A 16,128-nucleotide genomic window follows, 5' to 3' on the forward strand; every position below is an offset into this window, starting at 1 on the left:
GAATTGAGGGCGCGGTAAGCCCGGATATCCACCTCGCCGAGGTGCTCGGTGGTGACAACAGCGATGAATCGGTCCGGTCGAACATCGGTCCGAGTGGATCCTCGTACTCTCCGAAGCGCGCGCATTTCCGCCCGCGTCGTCAGCGAGCGCTGTGCGGCTGACTTTTCGCTTGTCGCATTGTTCCTTTTCCGGGTGTCGTGTTTGCGTTGTCCGTTGATCGACCTTTGCGGTCGACGAATATCTCACATCACAGCAGTCGTCTGCAGGACAGGTTTACAAGGATTGCCGGTACCCGAAAAATTCATGATCCTCGTTGTACCCGCCGAAGCCGCCACCGACGTCGGAATAGTCCGCGACGAACTCCACGCCCTTGAGCCACTTGACCTGCTTGAAACCGAGTTGCGTCTCATTGCGGAGTCGCAGCGGTGCACCATGGCCGAACGGCAAGGGGGCTCCATTCATGTCGTAGGCAAGCATCGTCAGGTGGTATCCCATCTGTTCGATCGGGTGCGCGTCATAGTAGATACCCCCGTCCGGTCCGTCACCGAGTGAATAGAACACCACCCACTTCGCGCCCGGTTTCGGTTGCACAAGGTCGATGATCGTCTGCATCGACACCCCGCCCCGCCTGGCGATGCCCGACCATCCCTGGATGCAGAAATGCTGGGTGATCTGCTCCTGTAGTGGTAGTGCGCGGAGGTCAGCCAGGTCCAATTCCACCGGGTGCTCGACCAGTCCGTTGACCCGCAACCGGTAGTCGACGAAGTTGCCGACCAAAAGAGCTTGGTACTCCTCGGATTCGGGGTACTGCCCGTTGTGCCAGAAGTACGGGGAGATGTCCTTCTCGGTGTATTCGCCCGGCTTGGAGTCGACGTGCTCGAACAAGCGCTGCGCTGGTCCGATGAGCGCGAAACCCACTCGCTGAACCACCCGTGGATGACGCAGCGTGAACGGGGTTGCCGCAACCCAGCCGACAATAACGACCACCATCGAGACCGCAAAGATCGTGAAGCCGATCCAGCTGTTGTCATCCCTCGACGCGTACATGTGGTTGGCGTTGCGGAGCAGACCGGTCGTGAAGACCATCGCCACGTGGATCACGATGAACGCCAGGAACCAGATCAGTACGAGAAAGTGCAGCGAGCGGGCAGTTTGAATGCTCAATACTTTGCTGACCCGCCTGAAACGGGTGGACAACGCCGGCGACATACCCAACCCGGTGATCATCGCGACCGGAGCGGCGACGAAGACCGTGACGAAGTAGGCGAGCAGTTGCAGTCCGTTGTATGCCATCCAGTGATCTTCGGTCGGCCAGTCGAGCGAAAGGTATTGCAGAAGTACAGATATGGTGTTGGGGAAGACGTCCCAGCTGGTCGGAATCACATGCCGCCATTGCCCGGTCACGAGCAGCAACACGTAGAAGATCAGACCGTTGAGCAGCCACAGCGTGTTGGTGCCGAGATGCCACCACCGGGCCAGGCCGATCGAGTGCCGGATCCCCGGTAAACCCACTTGTCCGGGCAGGCTGATCGAGTCCTTCTTCGCTGTCCAAAAGGGATCGGCAGGAACAGGTTTCTGGATACGGAACCATTCCCGGCCAGGTGTGCTGTGGCGAGTCCAGTACAGCCGAGGGTGGTCGGTGAGGATCTGTGCTCCCGACCGGATGATGAAGACCATCAGAAACAGATTGAGAAAGTGTTGCGCACCCAACCATGCGGGGAGGGCCGACGTTTCGCCTGGACCGGGCTCACTCGCACCGGGATGCTGCTCGATGAACACCTGCACGGACGACATGCTGCGCAGGTGTTGCGCCGCTGCGACTGCCCCGATCAGGACGACGAATCCGAGAGGGAGCAGCCAGAGCAGGTTGAACCATCTGCTGTGGCCGATGCGCATGCGAGGTGCGATGCCGGTGGCGTACGGTACCGAACCCGCCCACGTGACGGGGTCGACGACGTCCGCACCTGGGGTCAATTGTGTGCGGAAGCTGTGCGCCACAGCAGGAGTCCGCGCAGCATCGGGAGCCGCACTCGGCGGTGTAGGTGAATCGGTGGAGTCGACCATCGGTCACATCCAAACGCTGTCAGCGACACCGGCGAGATACCGGTGACCAAAAAATTGTTCGATGACCTGACCCTACGCACCACTATTAGCCGCAAAGTCGGCTTACCTGGTTTTTGTCGACTACCGCGTCGCATCTCGGAGCGTATATGCGGACACGTCGGGAACCACCCATTTCTCGTCGACTTCCTCGATCGGGAGAACATCGAGGACGATGTCCGGATCCAGCGGTAGTGCTCCCAAGATCCCTGGAACCCGCGTGCCTGTACCAGGAGGCGATGGGTTGCGCTCGTCCCACCTGATCGAGACCCCCGCAGCAAGGAGGGCATCCTGATCGACAACCACCACTACCAGTGGAAGTCGGAGGTCTTCGTACACTGTCGAGAGAACATAGTCGAGATCCGCAGCAGTGGCAGCATGGATGAAGCCGACTTGATCAAGAGTCGTTGCGCGGGTTGATCCTTCATATTCTCCGAATCGTTGAGCGCCCTCCCAGTCGTCAGCAAGGGCTATGTGAAAAATACATTCGCTCATCGGAAACCTTTCATCGAAGTGGTCCGGGTGTCAGTGAAGACATGCGGACAACACCCGGAACAGAGACATGATCACGCTGACCAACAACACCACCTTCACCAACTCGAATGCGATGTACACCAGATGCATCGTCGAACGTGGTAGGTCTCCTCCGGCAAGGATCCGGTCGGACCGTCTACAGAGCCGCGGCCGGATCACCACAACCTGAACAACGAGCACCAGTGCGACCAGCACGAAGAACGTCAACGCGGGTGCGTCAGGTTTCGCGGCCATGCAGGATGCCGCCAATATCAGTGCCAGAACCAACTCCACGGCGTTCAGTGCGGTGAAGACCTTCCGGCCGATCCCGAGCCCGATGGCCAGGCTCACTCCTGGAGCACTAAACTTGATCGGTGCTTCCAGGAAGGAAATCGCAGCGACCATCCCGAGCCAGAAGACCGGCAAAATCAATTGTGCGTAGCGTGCCGCTTCTGTCATAGGTCATCAGGCTCACCGGACGGGATCGAGTTCGGTTCGTTCACTGCGGAGGTGACAGCCTTCCTTCTACCTGCATGTTCTTCCGTCCTCATTCGTTCGGTCATGTGCGGGTAATGCAGTTCGAATGCGGGACGCTCGGAGCGGATCCGCGGCAGTTCGGTGAAGTTGTGCCGCGGCGGCGGACAACTTGTAGCCCATTCGAGCGAATTGCCGTACCCCCACGGATCGTCGACCGTGACGACCTGGCCGTAGCGGTAGGACGTGAACACGTTCCACACGAACGGCAACAGTGATGCGCCGAGAACGAACGAACCGATCGTGGAGATCGTGTTCAGCGTGGTGAATCCGTCCGAGGGCAGGTAATCGGCGTATCGGCGCGGCATACCTTCGGCGCCGAGCCAATGTTGCACCAGAAAGGTTGTGTGGAAACCGATGAAGGTCGTCCAGAAATGCCACCTACCGAGTCGTTCGTTCATGAATCGTCCGGTGATTTTCGGGAACCAGAAATAGATCCCGGCGTACGTGGCGAAGACGATCGTCCCGAAGAGGACGTAGTGGAAGTGTGCGACGAGAAAGTACGAATCGGTGACGTGGAAGTCGAGCGGCGGGCTCGCCAATATCACCCCGGAGAGACCTCCGAAGAGGAAGGTGATCAGAAACCCGATCGAGAACAGCATCGGCGTTTCGAAGGTCAATTGTCCTTTCCACATCGTTCCGATCCAGTTGAAGAATTTGACCCCGGTCGGTATGGCAATGAGAAAACTCATCATCGAAAAGAACGGCAGCAGAACGGCTCCCGTGGCAAACATGTGATGTGCCCATACTGCCGCCGACAGTGCCGATATGGCGATCGTCGCGTAGACGAGTCCGAGATAGCCGAAGATCGGCTTGCGGGAGAAGACCGGAAAGATCTCCGACACGATACCGAAGAACGGTATCGCCACGATGTACACCTCGGGATGTCCGAAGAACCAGAACAGATGTTGCCACAGGATCGCACCACCGGTGGCGGGATCGAAGAGATGCCCGCCCAAGTGTCGGTCCACGAGCAGTCCCATCAGCGCTGCAGTGAGAATAGGAAAAGCCGACAACACCAGGATCATGGTGATGAAGACATTCCACGTGAAGATGGGCATCCGGAACATCGTTATCCCGGGTGCACGCAGACAGATCACGGTGGTGATCATGTTGACCCCACCCAAGATGGTCCCGACGCCGGCCAGTGCGAGTCCCATGATCCACAGATCCCCGCCGACACCTGGTGAATGCAGGGTACTGGTCAGCGGGGAATAACCCGTCCATCCGAAGTCGGCGGCACCTCCGGGGGTGAGGAATCCGGATACGGTGACGAGCGCACCGAAGAGGTACAGCCAGTAGCTGAGTGCGTTCAGTCGCGGGAACGCCACATCCGGTGCGCCGATCTGCAGGGGAAGTATGTAGTTCGCGAAGCCGAAGACGATCGGAGTGGCATAGAGCAGCAACATGATCGTGCCGTGCATGGTGAAGAGCTGGTTGTACTGCTCGTTCGAGAGAAACTGAAGACCGGGGACGGCAAGTTCGGTCCGGATCAGCAGGGCCATCAATCCGCCCAGCATGAAGAAGGCGAACGAGGTGACCAGATACATCACGCCCAGCTGTTTGGGATCGGTCGTAGTGGCAGCGGAATAGAGGAACGTGCCCTTGAGCCCCCGCCGTTTCGGGTAAGGCCGCGAAGGAAGGAGCTCTGTCACAACGGGAGTCATGGCCGTTCCTCACTGCGCGGGAGATGGCGGTCCGATATCCGGACGATTCGAGTGCGGGTACCCGCCTACCAATTCCGTATCGACACCTACGCGACCGAGATTCATGGATCCTCCCGGTGATCCCACCATCTCGGACGCACCGGGCAGTGGCCGATGGAAGAAGCGGGCGTTGTCATCGATGAAATCTTCCCAGCGGGCGGGGACGTCGGATTCGTACGAGATGGCCTCGACCGGGCAGACCGGTTCGCACGCGCCGCAGTCGATGCATTCGATGCTCTCCTGAGAGTCAAGCTGCTTTTCGATGGTGTCGGGTGTTCGGGGTGATGGTCTGCGGTCCAGGGTTGAGGAGGTAGTAGACCTCGCGAGCCAGGTAGCGTTTCAGGCACCGAATGGTTTCCAGTTTCGAGTGGCCTTCGCTGGTTTTCTTCTCTACGTAGGCCTGGGTTTTCGGGTCGAGTCGAATGCGGCCGATGACGGCCAGATGCAAGGCTCGGTTGGCTTGGCGGTCACCGCCGCGATTGAGGCGGTGGCGTTGGGTCATGCCAGAAGATGCGGGTAGCGGCGCGACACCGCATAGCATCGCGAACGCGGCTTCGGATTTCATTCGATCGGAATTGTCGCCGGCGGTGACAAGCATTTGTCCGGCGACTTCGATACCGATTCCGACGCGCTCGAGTAGTTGAGGTGCGAGGGCTTTCACGATCGGGTTGATCAGTTCGTCGAGATCGGCGATCTCGTCGGTCAATTCGAGATAGCGGCGAGCCAGGGATTTCAGCGAAACCCGGTAGGCGGTCACAGGATCGGTAGCGTTCGAGACATCCGGCCGCCACGCGGCGAGGAGGCGTATCAGCTGCATCCGCGTCAGATCGCGGACCTGCTCGCGCAGCTCGTCGGGAGCGGAGATGATCGTCATCCGCAATAGTTGCAGCGCACTGCGCCGCTCTCGTACCGAATGGGCTCGGGTCACCCTCAACACACGAAGTGACTCGACGGCACCGTCTTTCGATTTCGGGGTGGTGGTGCGCCGGTTGGTTTTGGCTGCACGCGCTGCGTTAATGGCATCGAGGTCGTCGTTTTTGCCCTTACGGCGGCGGTCCGAGCGATCGGGGCGGTCCACCTCGAGTACCGTCACGCCGGCTTTCGCGAGGTGGCGGGTCAGCCCAGCTCCGTAGGAGCCAGTGCCCTCAATACCGATCCGGATCAGATTGCCGTACTCGCCGATCCAGGTCAGCATGGTTCGATACCCGTTTCGGGTGGTCGGAAAACTGCGAGTTCCGAGGACGTTGTCGTCGGTATCGATCACCGCGGCGACGTGCAGTTCTTTGTGGGTATCGACTCCGGCGAACACTTCCCGGTCTTGATCGAGATCGGCTTTGTCAGGCATCCTTGTCATGTCGCTTTCCTCTCCGTTGACCGATGAGCAAGGCGGCGCCGCGCATCGACCGAACCGGCGGACAAGACAGTGATGAGCACCTGGTGGTGCAGGCTCTCCTCAGGTCACCCCGACGGTGAGGCGTAGCGCCTCACCGGGGGTTCCCAGGAACCGACAAATCCAAGGAAAGACATACGATCGTCGATCGGAGTGCGGGTCAGGAACACTGGGAACTCCCGGCACCAGCATTCTCTCGTCTCCATGCGTTAACGGTCAGGAAATCCGAAAACACCGGCACAAACAGTCTCACTGTCGGGGTGGATGTAGAGCGACCGCGCTCCTTCGTAGATGCAGTCCACCGGGCATTCCTCGACGCACCCCCGGTCCAACACGTCGATACATGGTGCTGCGATCACGTATGTCATGAGCGACCTCCGGGGGCACTGCCTATTTTTAAGGAAATCTTTCCTCTAAAGTCTTACAGTATGGCGATACGAAAGGGAACCGGTTCTGCGCGCGCCGGCACCCATGCAGTGCTGGCGTCTGGGCGGCGAGTTCAACTGTTGGATGCCTTGCGGGCTGCCGCGGAATCGATGACCGCCACCGAACTGGCGGATCTGTGCGGCCTGCATGTGAGCACAGTTCGGTTCCACCTCAATGCGTTGATCGAAGTCGGTCTGATCGCGAAGGACACCGAGCGCAACGTCATCCGAGGGCGTCCGCGCCAGCTTTACCGGGCACAGAATCCACTCGGGTCAGGATTCGGCATCACCTCCGGATACGAAAAGTTGGCCCACGTTTTGGCGGCGCACTTCGCACGCCACGCGGACGGTGATCCGGAACAGCTCGCCGAGGCTGCGGGTCGGCAGTGGGCGCTGGACGATCTCGGCGAAACCTCCGGAAACGGTCGATCCGCAGAAGATGCGGTGGTCGTCGTCACTACCTTGTTCGCGGAGATGGGGTTCGATCCGGAACTCGAATCCTCGACTTCCCGAACGCGTATCCGATTGCACGCCTGTCCGTTCGAAAGCGTCGCCCGACAGAACCCCTCCGTTGTCTGCTCCTTACATCTCGGTCTGATACGCGGCGTTCTGACACGACTCGGCGCACGTCAGATCAAGAGCACGCTCACCCCCTGGGACACCGCGCATACGTGTCTCGCGCAACTGGAGCGGCAATGATGCCCAGGTACATACAGCCGGTGTCTATCAATATCGAACTCGCACAGTCACATTCCCCTCCCTCATACATTGTTGGACCACTGACGTGCTCGCGCGATCGAAGATGTTCCCCGTTTCGGCGGACCGCATCGAGAAATGAACAGCCGGAAACTTCCTCACCACAACGGATTACATCCCATGAGCATCTATCGCATGATCTGGTGGATTACCGCGGTCATCCTGGCCGCTTCAGGGGGGATCGCCGCAGCCGTCACCGTCCAAACCGACGTTCTGGTCTCGGCGGTGATTGCCGCAGTGTTGATCGGAGGGGGTTCACCCTGGCTGCGACCGATCACACGTCGTACTACCCCACCACCGCGAAATCTCCTTCCGATTGCGCTACGAGACGGTGCTACGTGGGCGGCAGGAGTGGTCACTGTCATCGGATTGATCACGCTCGCCGGCGCTGCTGCCTTACCGTTGATACTGCTGATGGCCATCACCTCTGCTCCGGTATGCTGCTATCTTCGCGACAGTGTCGAGTGCACACAGTCACCGCCGCGCTCGCCGAGGAGTACACTGATCCACCCACGCCCTGTCGATGTGCCGCTTCATCCGCTGCCGGACTGCAGTCAACTGTCGAACGAAGCCCTGTGCCGATGTTGGCGAATGAGCTTTGCCGCCCTGAAGAGCGATCCCTCGACATCGCCCTCGGTCACGGACGCCCTGCACCTCGCGCGTACCCGCGAGGCTTTTCTCGACGAAATCGAACGTCGAGATCCAAGGGGATTCGCCCGATGGTTAGATAGCGGCGCCCGCGCCGGCAGTGACCCCGCCAAGTTCCTCACCGCGCGAGATCATCCCCCACCCCCGCCGCAGCAGCCCTGATTTAACGCCCTCCGAAATGCCCATGAACCAACTGAGGAACCTCCTCATGGCCGGACTAGTCGAGAACGAGTGAAATCCCTGGCCAGCACCGCATAAATGCAAAGAAAGCGAACATCGTGGAGAAGATGTCATTGACAGCGCTCGCTCGCCAACTCGCCGACAAGGCGGGAAGCTCGAAGAGTGGCCGTAGCGCTCGTACCGTGTACGGCGGCCATGAACACGTCCTGCGTCAAACCGTCATCGCGCTGGCCGCGGGGCAAAAACTCGACGAGCACGAGAACCCTGGGGAAGCGACCGTCTATGTCCTCACTGGCCGGGTACGCCTGTGCGCGGACGAAAATGCGTGGGAGGGATCATCCGGCGATCTGTTGATCGTCCCGAATGCTCGGCATTCTCTCGAAGCGCTGGAGGCCTCGTGCGTACTGCTGACGGTCGCTAAAACAATCTGAAAGTATCGACGGCCGACCGCGGCCACTGATGTGACCGTCATTTCTTACTCTGCTTCGTCATCGACCATGCTCCGGTCGCGAGCTGTGCCCCGCATCACCCGCGTGCACGGTTCGCGGTACTTCTACGTGTCGATGGCAATCGTCCTGTTAGGTAAATGCATTGAACGGTTTCGAGACGAAAGATCCGATCGCCACTGATTCCTCGGAGTCCGCTGTCGGCGGCATGTCTGCCCCATTTAACTCTGCCCTGCTTGATGCGCTGAAACAGCGCGTTGTCATCGGCGACGGAGCGATGGGCACCATGTTGCAGGCCGCGGACCTCACCCTGGACGACTTCCTCGGCCTCGAGGGGTGCAATGAGATCCTCAACGACACCCGTCCCGACGTGCTCAAAGACATCCACCGTGCGTACTTCGCCGCTGGTGCCGATGCCGTCGAGACCAACACCTTCGGTTGCAACCTGCCCAACCTCGCCGACTACGACATCTCTCACCGGATCCGCGAACTCGCGGAAAAAGGCACTGCTCTCGCCCGTGAAGTAGCGGACGAGATGGGACCAGGCCGCGACGGCATGGCCCGATTCGTACTCGGCTCGATGGGACCGGGAACCAAGCTCCCCAGCCTGGGACACGCACCGTACGCAGTCCTGCGTGACGCGTACACCGAAGCTGCGCTCGGCATGATCGACGGTGGCGCCGACGCCATCCTCGTCGAAACCTGCCAGGACCTGCTTCAGGTGAAAGCTGCAATCCTCGGCAGCCAGCGTGCGATGGAGCAACTCGGACTGCGGTTGCCGATCATCACGCACGTGACGGTCGAGACAACCGGAACGATGCTCCTGGGCAGTGAGATCGGTGCGGCGCTGACGGCACTCGAGCCACTCGGTATCGACATGATCGGTCTGAACTGTGCCACCGGGCCGGCCGAGATGAGTGAACATCTCCGTCATCTGTCCAAGTACTCCACGCTGCCGGTGTCGGTCATGCCCAATGCCGGCCTGCCGCAGCTCGGCCCCAAGGGTGCCGAGTATCCGCTGACTGCCGACGAATTGGCCGAAGCCCTCAGTGGTTTCGTCTCCGAGTTCGGACTCGGCCTCGTCGGTGGCTGCTGCGGTACGACGCCCGAGCACATCAGCGCGGTCGCCGACGCGGTTCGTCAGGTCGAGAAGGCCCAGCGCACGCCGATCCACGAGCCGAGCACCTCTTCGCTGTACTCGGCGGTGCCGTTCGAGCAGGACGCCAGCATCCTGATGATCGGCGAACGCACGAACTCCAACGGCTCCAAGGCTTTCCGCGAGGCGATGCTCTCCGCGGACTACCAGAAGTGCCTGGACATCGCCAAGGACCAGACCCGCGACGGCGCACACATGCTCGACCTCAACGTCGACTACGTGGGCCGCGACGGTGCCGCCGACATGTCGGAACTTGCCAGCCGCCTGGCGACGTCCTCGACGCTGCCGATCATGCTCGACTCCACCGAGCCTGCCGTGCTGCAAGCCGGCCTCGAGCACCTCGGTGGCCGCTGCGCCGTCAACTCCGTCAACTACGAAGACGGCGCCGGCCCCGAATCGCGTTTCCACAAGATCATGACTCTGGTCAAGGAGCACGGCGCGGCGGTCGTCGCCCTGACCATCGACGAAGAGGGCCAGGCTCGCACCGCCGAGACGAAGGTCGCCATCGCCAAGCGTCTGATCGAGGACATCAAGGGAAACTGGGGACTCGCCGAGTCCGACATCATCGTCGACGCCTTGACCTTCCCCATCTCGACCGGTCAGGAAGAGGTGCGACGCGACGGCATCGAGACCATCGAAGCGATCCGTCAGCTCAAGGCTGCGTACCCGGAACTCCACTTCACCCTGGGTATCTCGAACATCTCGTTCGGTTTGAACCCGGCCGCTCGTCAGGTCCTCAACTCGGTGTTCCTGCACGAGTGCACCGAGGCAGGTCTGGACACGGCGATCGTTCATGCGTCCAAGATTCTGCCGATGGCCCGAATTCCTGACGAGCAGCGTGAAACCGCACTCGACCTCGTCTACGACCGTCGTAGCGAGGGGTACGACCCGCTGCAGAAGCTGATGGCTCTGTTCGAGGGTGTCTCGGCAGCGTCGGCGCGCGAGTCCCGTGCGCAGGAACTGGCGGGACTTCCGTTGTTCGACCGGCTCGAACGCCGCATCGTCGACGGTGAGCGCAACGGCCTCGACGACGACCTCACCGAGGCGATGACGATCAAGCCTCCGCTGGCCATCATCAACGAGACCTTGCTCTCGGGCATGAAGACCGTCGGCGAGCTGTTCGGCTCCGGACAGATGCAGTTGCCGTTCGTGTTGCAGTCGGCCGAGGTCATGAAGGCTGCCGTGGCATTCCTCGAACCGCACATGGAAGCGAGCGACGAGGACGGCAAGGGTCGCATCGTGATCGCGACCGTCAAGGGCGACGTTCACGACATCGGCAAGAACCTGGTCGACATCATCTTGAGCAACAACGGCTACGAGGTCGTCAACATCGGTATCAAGCAGCCGATCGCGACCATCCTCGACGTCGCGTTGGACAAGAAAGCCGACGTGATCGGCATGTCCGGACTGCTCGTGAAGTCCACTGTCGTGATGAAGGAAAACCTCCAGGAACTCAACGCACGCGGAGTCGCCGAGAAGTTCCCGGTTCTGCTCGGTGGTGCGGCGCTCACGCGCTCCTACGTCGAGAACGACCTGCAGGAGGTGTACGAGGGCGACGTCAGCTATGCCCGCGACGCCTTCGAGGGTCTGAACTTGATGGACCAGATCATGACGACCAAGCGTGGTGGCGGCCCGGCGCCGGACAGCCCGGAGGCCATCGCTGCTCGCGAGAAGGCTGCCGAGCGTAAGGCACGTCACGAGCGTTCCAAGCGCATCGCCGAAAAGCGTAAGGCTGCAGCGGTTCCCGTGGTCCTGCCGGAGCGTTCCGATGTCGCAACCGACATCGCGGTGCCGACACCTCCCTTCTGGGGCTCGCGCATCGTCAAGGGAATCTCGCTGTCCGAGTACTCGGGGCTGCTCGACGAGCGCGCTCTTTTCCTCGGCCAGTGGGGCCTTCGCGGTCAGCGCAAGGGCGACGGTCCGACGTACGAGGAACTGGTCGAGTCGGAAGGCCGTCCGCGACTTCGGTACTGGCTCGATCGGTTGACGTCCGAGGGCATCCTCGCGCATGCCGCGGTCGTGTACGGGTACTTCCCGGCGATCTCGGAGGGCGACGACGTCATCGTGCTCACCGAGCCGAAACCGGATGCACCCGAAAGGTTCCGGTTCACCTACCCGCGCCAGCACCGCGACCGCTTCCTGTGCATCGCGGACTTCGTTCGCTCGCGCAAGGACGCAGAAGCGACCGGGCAGGTCGACGTTCTTCCGTTCCAGTTGGTGACGATGGGTCAGCCGATCGCGGACTTCGCCAACGAGTTGTTCGCGTCGAACTCGTACCGCGATTACCTCGAGGTTCACGGAATCGGTGTCCAGCTCACGGAGTCTCTGGCCGAGTACTGGCATCGACGCGTCCGTGAAGAGCTAGTGCTTCCCGAGGGTCACACCGTCGCGGAGCAGGATCCCACCGAGGTTGCCGGTTACTTCGATCTCGAGTACCGCGGCGCTCGTTATTCGTTCGGATACGGCGCGTGCCCGGATCTCGAGGATCGAGCCAAGTTGGTTGCGTTGCTCGAATCCGAACGAATCGGCGTCGAATTGTCCGAGGAGCTGCAGCTGCATCCCGAGCAGTCCACGGACGCTTTTGTCCTGCACCACCCGGAAGCAAAGTATTTCAATGTCTGAGCTGTCGACCGAAATATTCGAAGACGGCCCCTCGCCGTTCGCTCGCCGCGTCCTCGACATCATCGACCGTATCCCTGCAGGACGAGTGATGACATACGGACTGATCGCTGACACCGTCGACGCGCATCCTCGCCAAGTCGGGCAGGTCATGACCCGTTGGGCGGACGAAACACATTGGCATCGCGTGGTCTACGCCAACGGCACTCCCGCTACCTGTCACGGCAATAGTGCTCTCGTCCTACTGCGCGGCGAAGGGACGCTCATGCGTGGCGGACGGGTCGACCTCGTACACGCGCTGTGGGATGGATGATCCACCGGACGTGATGGCGAGAACCGTCCTGCAATCACCTTTGATGAATGCCATGTCCGCCATGTGAATAAGTCTTCTTCACCCTGGTATCTGCTCCCCGGGACCATGTCTTAAATCTGGTATGTCGGATGAGACACGGCCCCTCGCTGCGCGGCCTCGGCATGCTCTCAGTGAAATGGCAGTTGGCGACACATCCGGGGGCAGTGTGTAAGGCGCGAGAGCGTGTAGCGCCGGCGCGGCGTGTGAACGGGGTGAGCTCAGCGTCCGAGAGGTCCGTCCGGTATTGGTTCGGTGATGTAGACGGTCAATTGATCACTGACGAACACAGATGTGTTCGCGCTTCGCGCTGAACCTCTACGTGAAGGAAAAAGATCTCTCACAGGGCGAGCGAGCGAATTGCGGTCTGGACGATCGGCAACACGTCCTTCTCGAACCACAGGTTCTTGGCAAGCCACGGCTGGTTGCGCGGAGAAGGATGTGGGAGGGGAAGATACCCCAACGGCAGGTAATCCTTCGCTGCTTTCACGGTCTCGGTCAGCGTCGGCTTGCGCCGACCACGTAGATAATGTGCCTGCGCATACTGACCGACCAACACCGTGAGTCGGACGTCGAGCAAACGATCGTTCAGTGCCTCATGCCAATGAGATGCGCATTCGGATCTCGGTGGTTTATCGCCCGACCTGGCTTTGCCTGGATAGCAAAAGCCCATCGACATGACGGCTACCTTGTCCGGGTCGTAGAACTCTGTGGGCGTCAGACCGAGCCACGTGCGCAGACGGTCACCTGAAGGATCGTCCCAGGGAACGCCTGTCGTATGGACTTTGCGGCCGGGCGCCTGGCCGATCACACGCAGCCGAGCCGATGAGCCTGCTTGCAGCACGGGACGCGGTCCGCACGGCAGGTGGTCCGCGCAGAGCGTGCATCGTCGGATGTCCCTGAGCAACTCAGCCAATGGTTCCGGCATATTCCCTCATCTCCGGGGTCGAGGCAAGCATTGAAGTGACCTCGTTATCAGATGCGTTCAAGGTCGTCGGCGTACCGGGAAATCACCGAAATCTAGTTGGAAGGCTCGCAGTCGCGTCGGTAGGCCGGCTGACAGGTCCCTCAGTCAGCGGGCAGCGGGGGCGTCGAGTCCCCCAGTATTTGGCACGGTTTCTCCTATGTCTCCAACCGTGCCTCGAAGACGCATATACCCGTCGGACAATGTGTAGGTGACGCCGACGATCGCGCAGGCGCCTTTGTCCACTTTTTCCGCGATGATCCGCGACCTCTGCATGATCAACGACCCTGTTTCCACCACATGACGACCTTCGAGTTCGTCGACCGTGGACAATCCCTCGCGACGGCCCATCAGGATCGAGGGGGCGACGCGTTCGATCACACTACGAATGAAACCGTCGGGCACCGTGTTCTTGTCCAAGGCATCGAGAGTGGCTTTCACTGCGCCGCAACTGTCGTGGCCGAGGACGACGATGAGTGGCACGTCGAGCACGTCTATGGCGTATTCGATCGAACCGAGCACCGAATCGTCGAGCACGTGACCTGCGGTGCGGACGACGAACATGTCGCCGAGACCCTGATCGAAGATGATCTCGGCGGCTACGCGCGAATCACCGCAACCGAACAGGACCGCGGTGGGATGCTGTTCGTTGACCAGTTTCGCGCGGTCGATGATTCCCTGGCTCGGGTGAATGGACGCGTCGTTGACGAATCGCTCGTTACCTTCGCGAAGAGACTTCCAAGCGGAAAGGGGGCTTGAACGTGGCATTCATTCATTGTGCACACGACGTCTTCCGCATTGCTGACAGGGTTGCACTAATCCACAAGTGGTGAGGTACGACCAGAAGGTAAGCACGAACGCGTCCGTTCGATACACGTATCTGTACTCCGTGATCGACTGCAGTACCTCGTCGACCTCACGGCGAGAGTCGACAACGAACCTCCTGTACCAACGGTCGCTGTGAGAGCGAATGACCGCATATGTTCGTGACTGCGCGGGGACGTGGCCGGATCGAGCGCGCGATCACCAACAATGGATCATGCCGTCGGGTAGTTGGGTTTCCGTGTCTGCGGAAACTCGTCGGCTCACTTCGTCACCGCGCCCACTCAGCCCAGTACGCTCAAGGCGACGTCTCCGACGAGGCCGGGTAACTCACACGCGACCCGTCAACGCGCGCGAACGAGGTGAGCGTATGCGGAGGTGCCGACTTCTTGGTCATGATGTCGAGGACGAGGACACCGCGCACCACGAGCGCATCACCGATCATCGAGCGATGGCATCGCCACGGCACAGCTTCCGCGCACATGATTGCTGCATCGCTGTTGTGGCCTCGCTTCACGAGCAGGTCGATCGCGTCGGCGAACTCATCCGTCTGCATGTAGTCCGCGTAACCCTGGAATGACGCGTTTCGCCAGGCGCCGTTGACGCTGTCTTTGCGTACATGACGTAAACCGCCCAATGCCGTCATACGGCGGTACGTGATCTTGCGCGCGCGCACGCTCGCCGCCAAAGCAGCCTCACCGAACTGCGGATTGTGCCGGGACTTGGCGATGGTACGGACGTCGATCAACTTCCTGATCCCGTACGTCTCCAAGAGATCGACGAACTCGTCGATCGGGTGCGTCGAGTGCCCGACAGTGTAAATCGTGATAGCTGACATGACGCCACGCTACGTCGCATCCACCCTCGCGGAGACGACGTACCGAACCGAAACATGCGGTCGTCGATGCCCGACGCCTGCCCGGCGGCGGGCCACCTTCGGTGTCCCCCGAAGAGAACTCCGCTTCGCTCCGTTCTGGAAAAGCGTTCTATTTGTTTTCCCTTCTGGCCTTCCGATCTTGACCGGCGGTGACCTGCGCGCAACCGCTGACTCCGCTTCGCTCCGGCCTTCGGCTCGAAAGACTTTTTCAACCCGAACTCGCAAGCTCGCAGAAAAACTCTTCCGCTCACCAGTTGCGCTCCGGCCACCTCATGCCGGTACAACTCTCCTATGCCAGAAGGGCAAAAAAATTGGCGGGGCACGGGATTAGTCCCCAGCCTCGAACGAAAGGTCACCGATGAGCGACGACTACGACTACACCGAGGGCGACGACTACAGCGCGGCAACCATCCACTACGCCGGACTGACTTGCGGGTGCGGTGACTACTCCTGCCCTCGCATGCACAACGACGCCGCACAGTGCGTCAACGCCGAGTAACGACAACCACCCACCAACCTCGAGCAAAGGAAAAACGGTGAGCAACGAGACGAACTGCGACTGCGGCCAAACCTCCTGCCCTGCAACGACAGACTGCCCTGCAACGACAGACTGCCCTGCAACGACAGACGACACGCAGATGTG

At 60.6% G+C, this 16,128-nt stretch carries 15 protein-coding genes and 1 pseudogene; 6 read left to right on the plus strand and 10 right to left on the minus strand.

The window, feature by feature from the left end:
- Positions 1 to 273: 273 nt before the first annotated feature.
- The 7 genes and pseudogenes from G4D79_RS30200 to G4D79_RS34775 form a co-directional block, all read right to left on the minus strand.
- Positions 274 to 2,064, minus strand: coding sequence for a molybdopterin-dependent oxidoreductase (locus G4D79_RS30200; RefSeq protein WP_214514769.1), 1,791 nt, complete (start codon positions 2,062 to 2,064; stop codon positions 274 to 276).
- Between the two features lie 120 nt (positions 2,065 to 2,184).
- The gene (locus G4D79_RS30205; RefSeq protein ID WP_076949378.1) at positions 2,185 to 2,595 is read right to left on the minus strand and encodes a DUF952 domain-containing protein; all 411 of its coding nucleotides are present in this window, start codon (positions 2,593 to 2,595) and stop codon (positions 2,185 to 2,187) included.
- A gap of 30 nt (positions 2,596 to 2,625) precedes the next feature.
- Positions 2,626 to 3,072, minus strand: coding sequence for a hypothetical protein (locus G4D79_RS30210; RefSeq protein WP_214514770.1), 447 nt, complete (start codon positions 3,070 to 3,072; stop codon positions 2,626 to 2,628).
- Positions 3,069 to 4,814 (minus strand): cytochrome c oxidase subunit I, encoded by a 1,746-nt coding sequence (gene ctaD, locus G4D79_RS30215; RefSeq protein ID WP_214514771.1) that lies wholly within the window; start codon positions 4,812 to 4,814, stop codon positions 3,069 to 3,071. The genes G4D79_RS30210 and ctaD overlap by 4 nt, the downstream gene beginning before the upstream one ends.
- 9 nt (positions 4,815 to 4,823) lie before the next feature.
- Positions 4,824 to 5,153, minus strand: a complete 330-nt coding sequence (locus G4D79_RS30220; protein ID WP_374223455.1) for a ferredoxin family protein — start codon at positions 5,151 to 5,153, stop codon at positions 4,824 to 4,826.
- A complete protein-coding gene (locus G4D79_RS30225; RefSeq protein WP_082920510.1) occupies positions 5,101 to 6,207 on the minus strand; it encodes an IS110 family transposase in 1,107 nt (368 codons plus the stop codon). Before G4D79_RS30225 ends, G4D79_RS30220 begins: the two co-directional genes overlap by 53 nt.
- A gap of 275 nt (positions 6,208 to 6,482) precedes the next feature.
- A pseudogene (locus G4D79_RS34775) lies at positions 6,483 to 6,611 on the minus strand (ferredoxin family protein); the annotation flags it as partial.
- A 60-nt stretch (positions 6,612 to 6,671) separates the two neighbouring features.
- Here G4D79_RS34775 and G4D79_RS30230 point away from each other — a divergent pair.
- The 5 genes from G4D79_RS30230 to G4D79_RS30250 all read left to right on the plus strand — a co-directional run bounded on the left by G4D79_RS30230 (position 6,672) and on the right by G4D79_RS30250 (position 12,786).
- The gene (locus G4D79_RS30230; protein ID WP_076949382.1) at positions 6,672 to 7,367 is read left to right on the plus strand and encodes a metalloregulator ArsR/SmtB family transcription factor; all 696 of its coding nucleotides are present in this window, start codon (positions 6,672 to 6,674) and stop codon (positions 7,365 to 7,367) included.
- A gap of 177 nt (positions 7,368 to 7,544) precedes the next feature.
- The gene (locus G4D79_RS30235; protein WP_076949385.1) at positions 7,545 to 8,234 is read left to right on the plus strand and encodes a hypothetical protein; all 690 of its coding nucleotides are present in this window, start codon (positions 7,545 to 7,547) and stop codon (positions 8,232 to 8,234) included.
- A gap of 116 nt (positions 8,235 to 8,350) precedes the next feature.
- On the plus strand, positions 8,351 to 8,683 hold the full coding sequence (locus G4D79_RS30240) for a cupin domain-containing protein (protein ID WP_076949383.1): 333 nt from the start codon (positions 8,351 to 8,353) through the stop codon (positions 8,681 to 8,683).
- A gap of 223 nt (positions 8,684 to 8,906) precedes the next feature.
- The gene (gene metH / locus G4D79_RS30245) at positions 8,907 to 12,476 is read left to right on the plus strand and encodes a methionine synthase (RefSeq protein WP_214514772.1); all 3,570 of its coding nucleotides are present in this window, start codon (positions 8,907 to 8,909) and stop codon (positions 12,474 to 12,476) included.
- A complete protein-coding gene (locus G4D79_RS30250) occupies positions 12,469 to 12,786 on the plus strand; it encodes an MGMT family protein (RefSeq protein ID WP_076949123.1) in 318 nt (105 codons plus the stop codon). The genes metH and G4D79_RS30250 overlap by 8 nt, the downstream gene beginning before the upstream one ends.
- A 376-nt stretch (positions 12,787 to 13,162) precedes the next feature.
- Here G4D79_RS30250 and G4D79_RS30255 read toward each other — a convergent pair whose 3' ends face one another.
- The 3 genes from G4D79_RS30255 to G4D79_RS30265 all read right to left on the minus strand — a co-directional run bounded on the left by G4D79_RS30255 (position 13,163) and on the right by G4D79_RS30265 (position 15,446).
- A complete protein-coding gene (locus tag G4D79_RS30255; protein WP_076949122.1) occupies positions 13,163 to 13,750 on the minus strand; it encodes a uracil-DNA glycosylase family protein in 588 nt (195 codons plus the stop codon).
- Between the two features lie 144 nt (positions 13,751 to 13,894).
- Positions 13,895 to 14,554: a carbonic anhydrase gene (locus tag G4D79_RS30260; RefSeq protein WP_076949121.1), complete on the minus strand. Its 660-nt coding sequence runs from the start codon at positions 14,552 to 14,554 to the stop codon at positions 13,895 to 13,897.
- 352 nt (positions 14,555 to 14,906) lie between these two features.
- Entirely contained in the window at positions 14,907 to 15,446 is a 540-nt protein-coding gene (locus G4D79_RS30265) for a DUF488 family protein (RefSeq protein ID WP_076949120.1), read from the minus strand.
- A gap of 397 nt (positions 15,447 to 15,843) precedes the next feature.
- Here G4D79_RS30265 and G4D79_RS30270 point away from each other — a divergent pair, with 397 nt between their 5' ends.
- Positions 15,844 to 15,984, plus strand: a complete 141-nt coding sequence (locus G4D79_RS30270) for a hypothetical protein (protein WP_179090822.1) — start codon at positions 15,844 to 15,846, stop codon at positions 15,982 to 15,984.
- Positions 15,985 to 16,128: the final 144 nt, after the last annotated feature.

Origin of the sequence: Rhodococcus sp. WY5 (assembly GCF_018588185.1) — a bacterium.
Taxonomy (GTDB): domain Bacteria; phylum Actinomycetota; class Actinomycetes; order Mycobacteriales; family Mycobacteriaceae; genus Rhodococcus_F; species Rhodococcus_F qingshengii.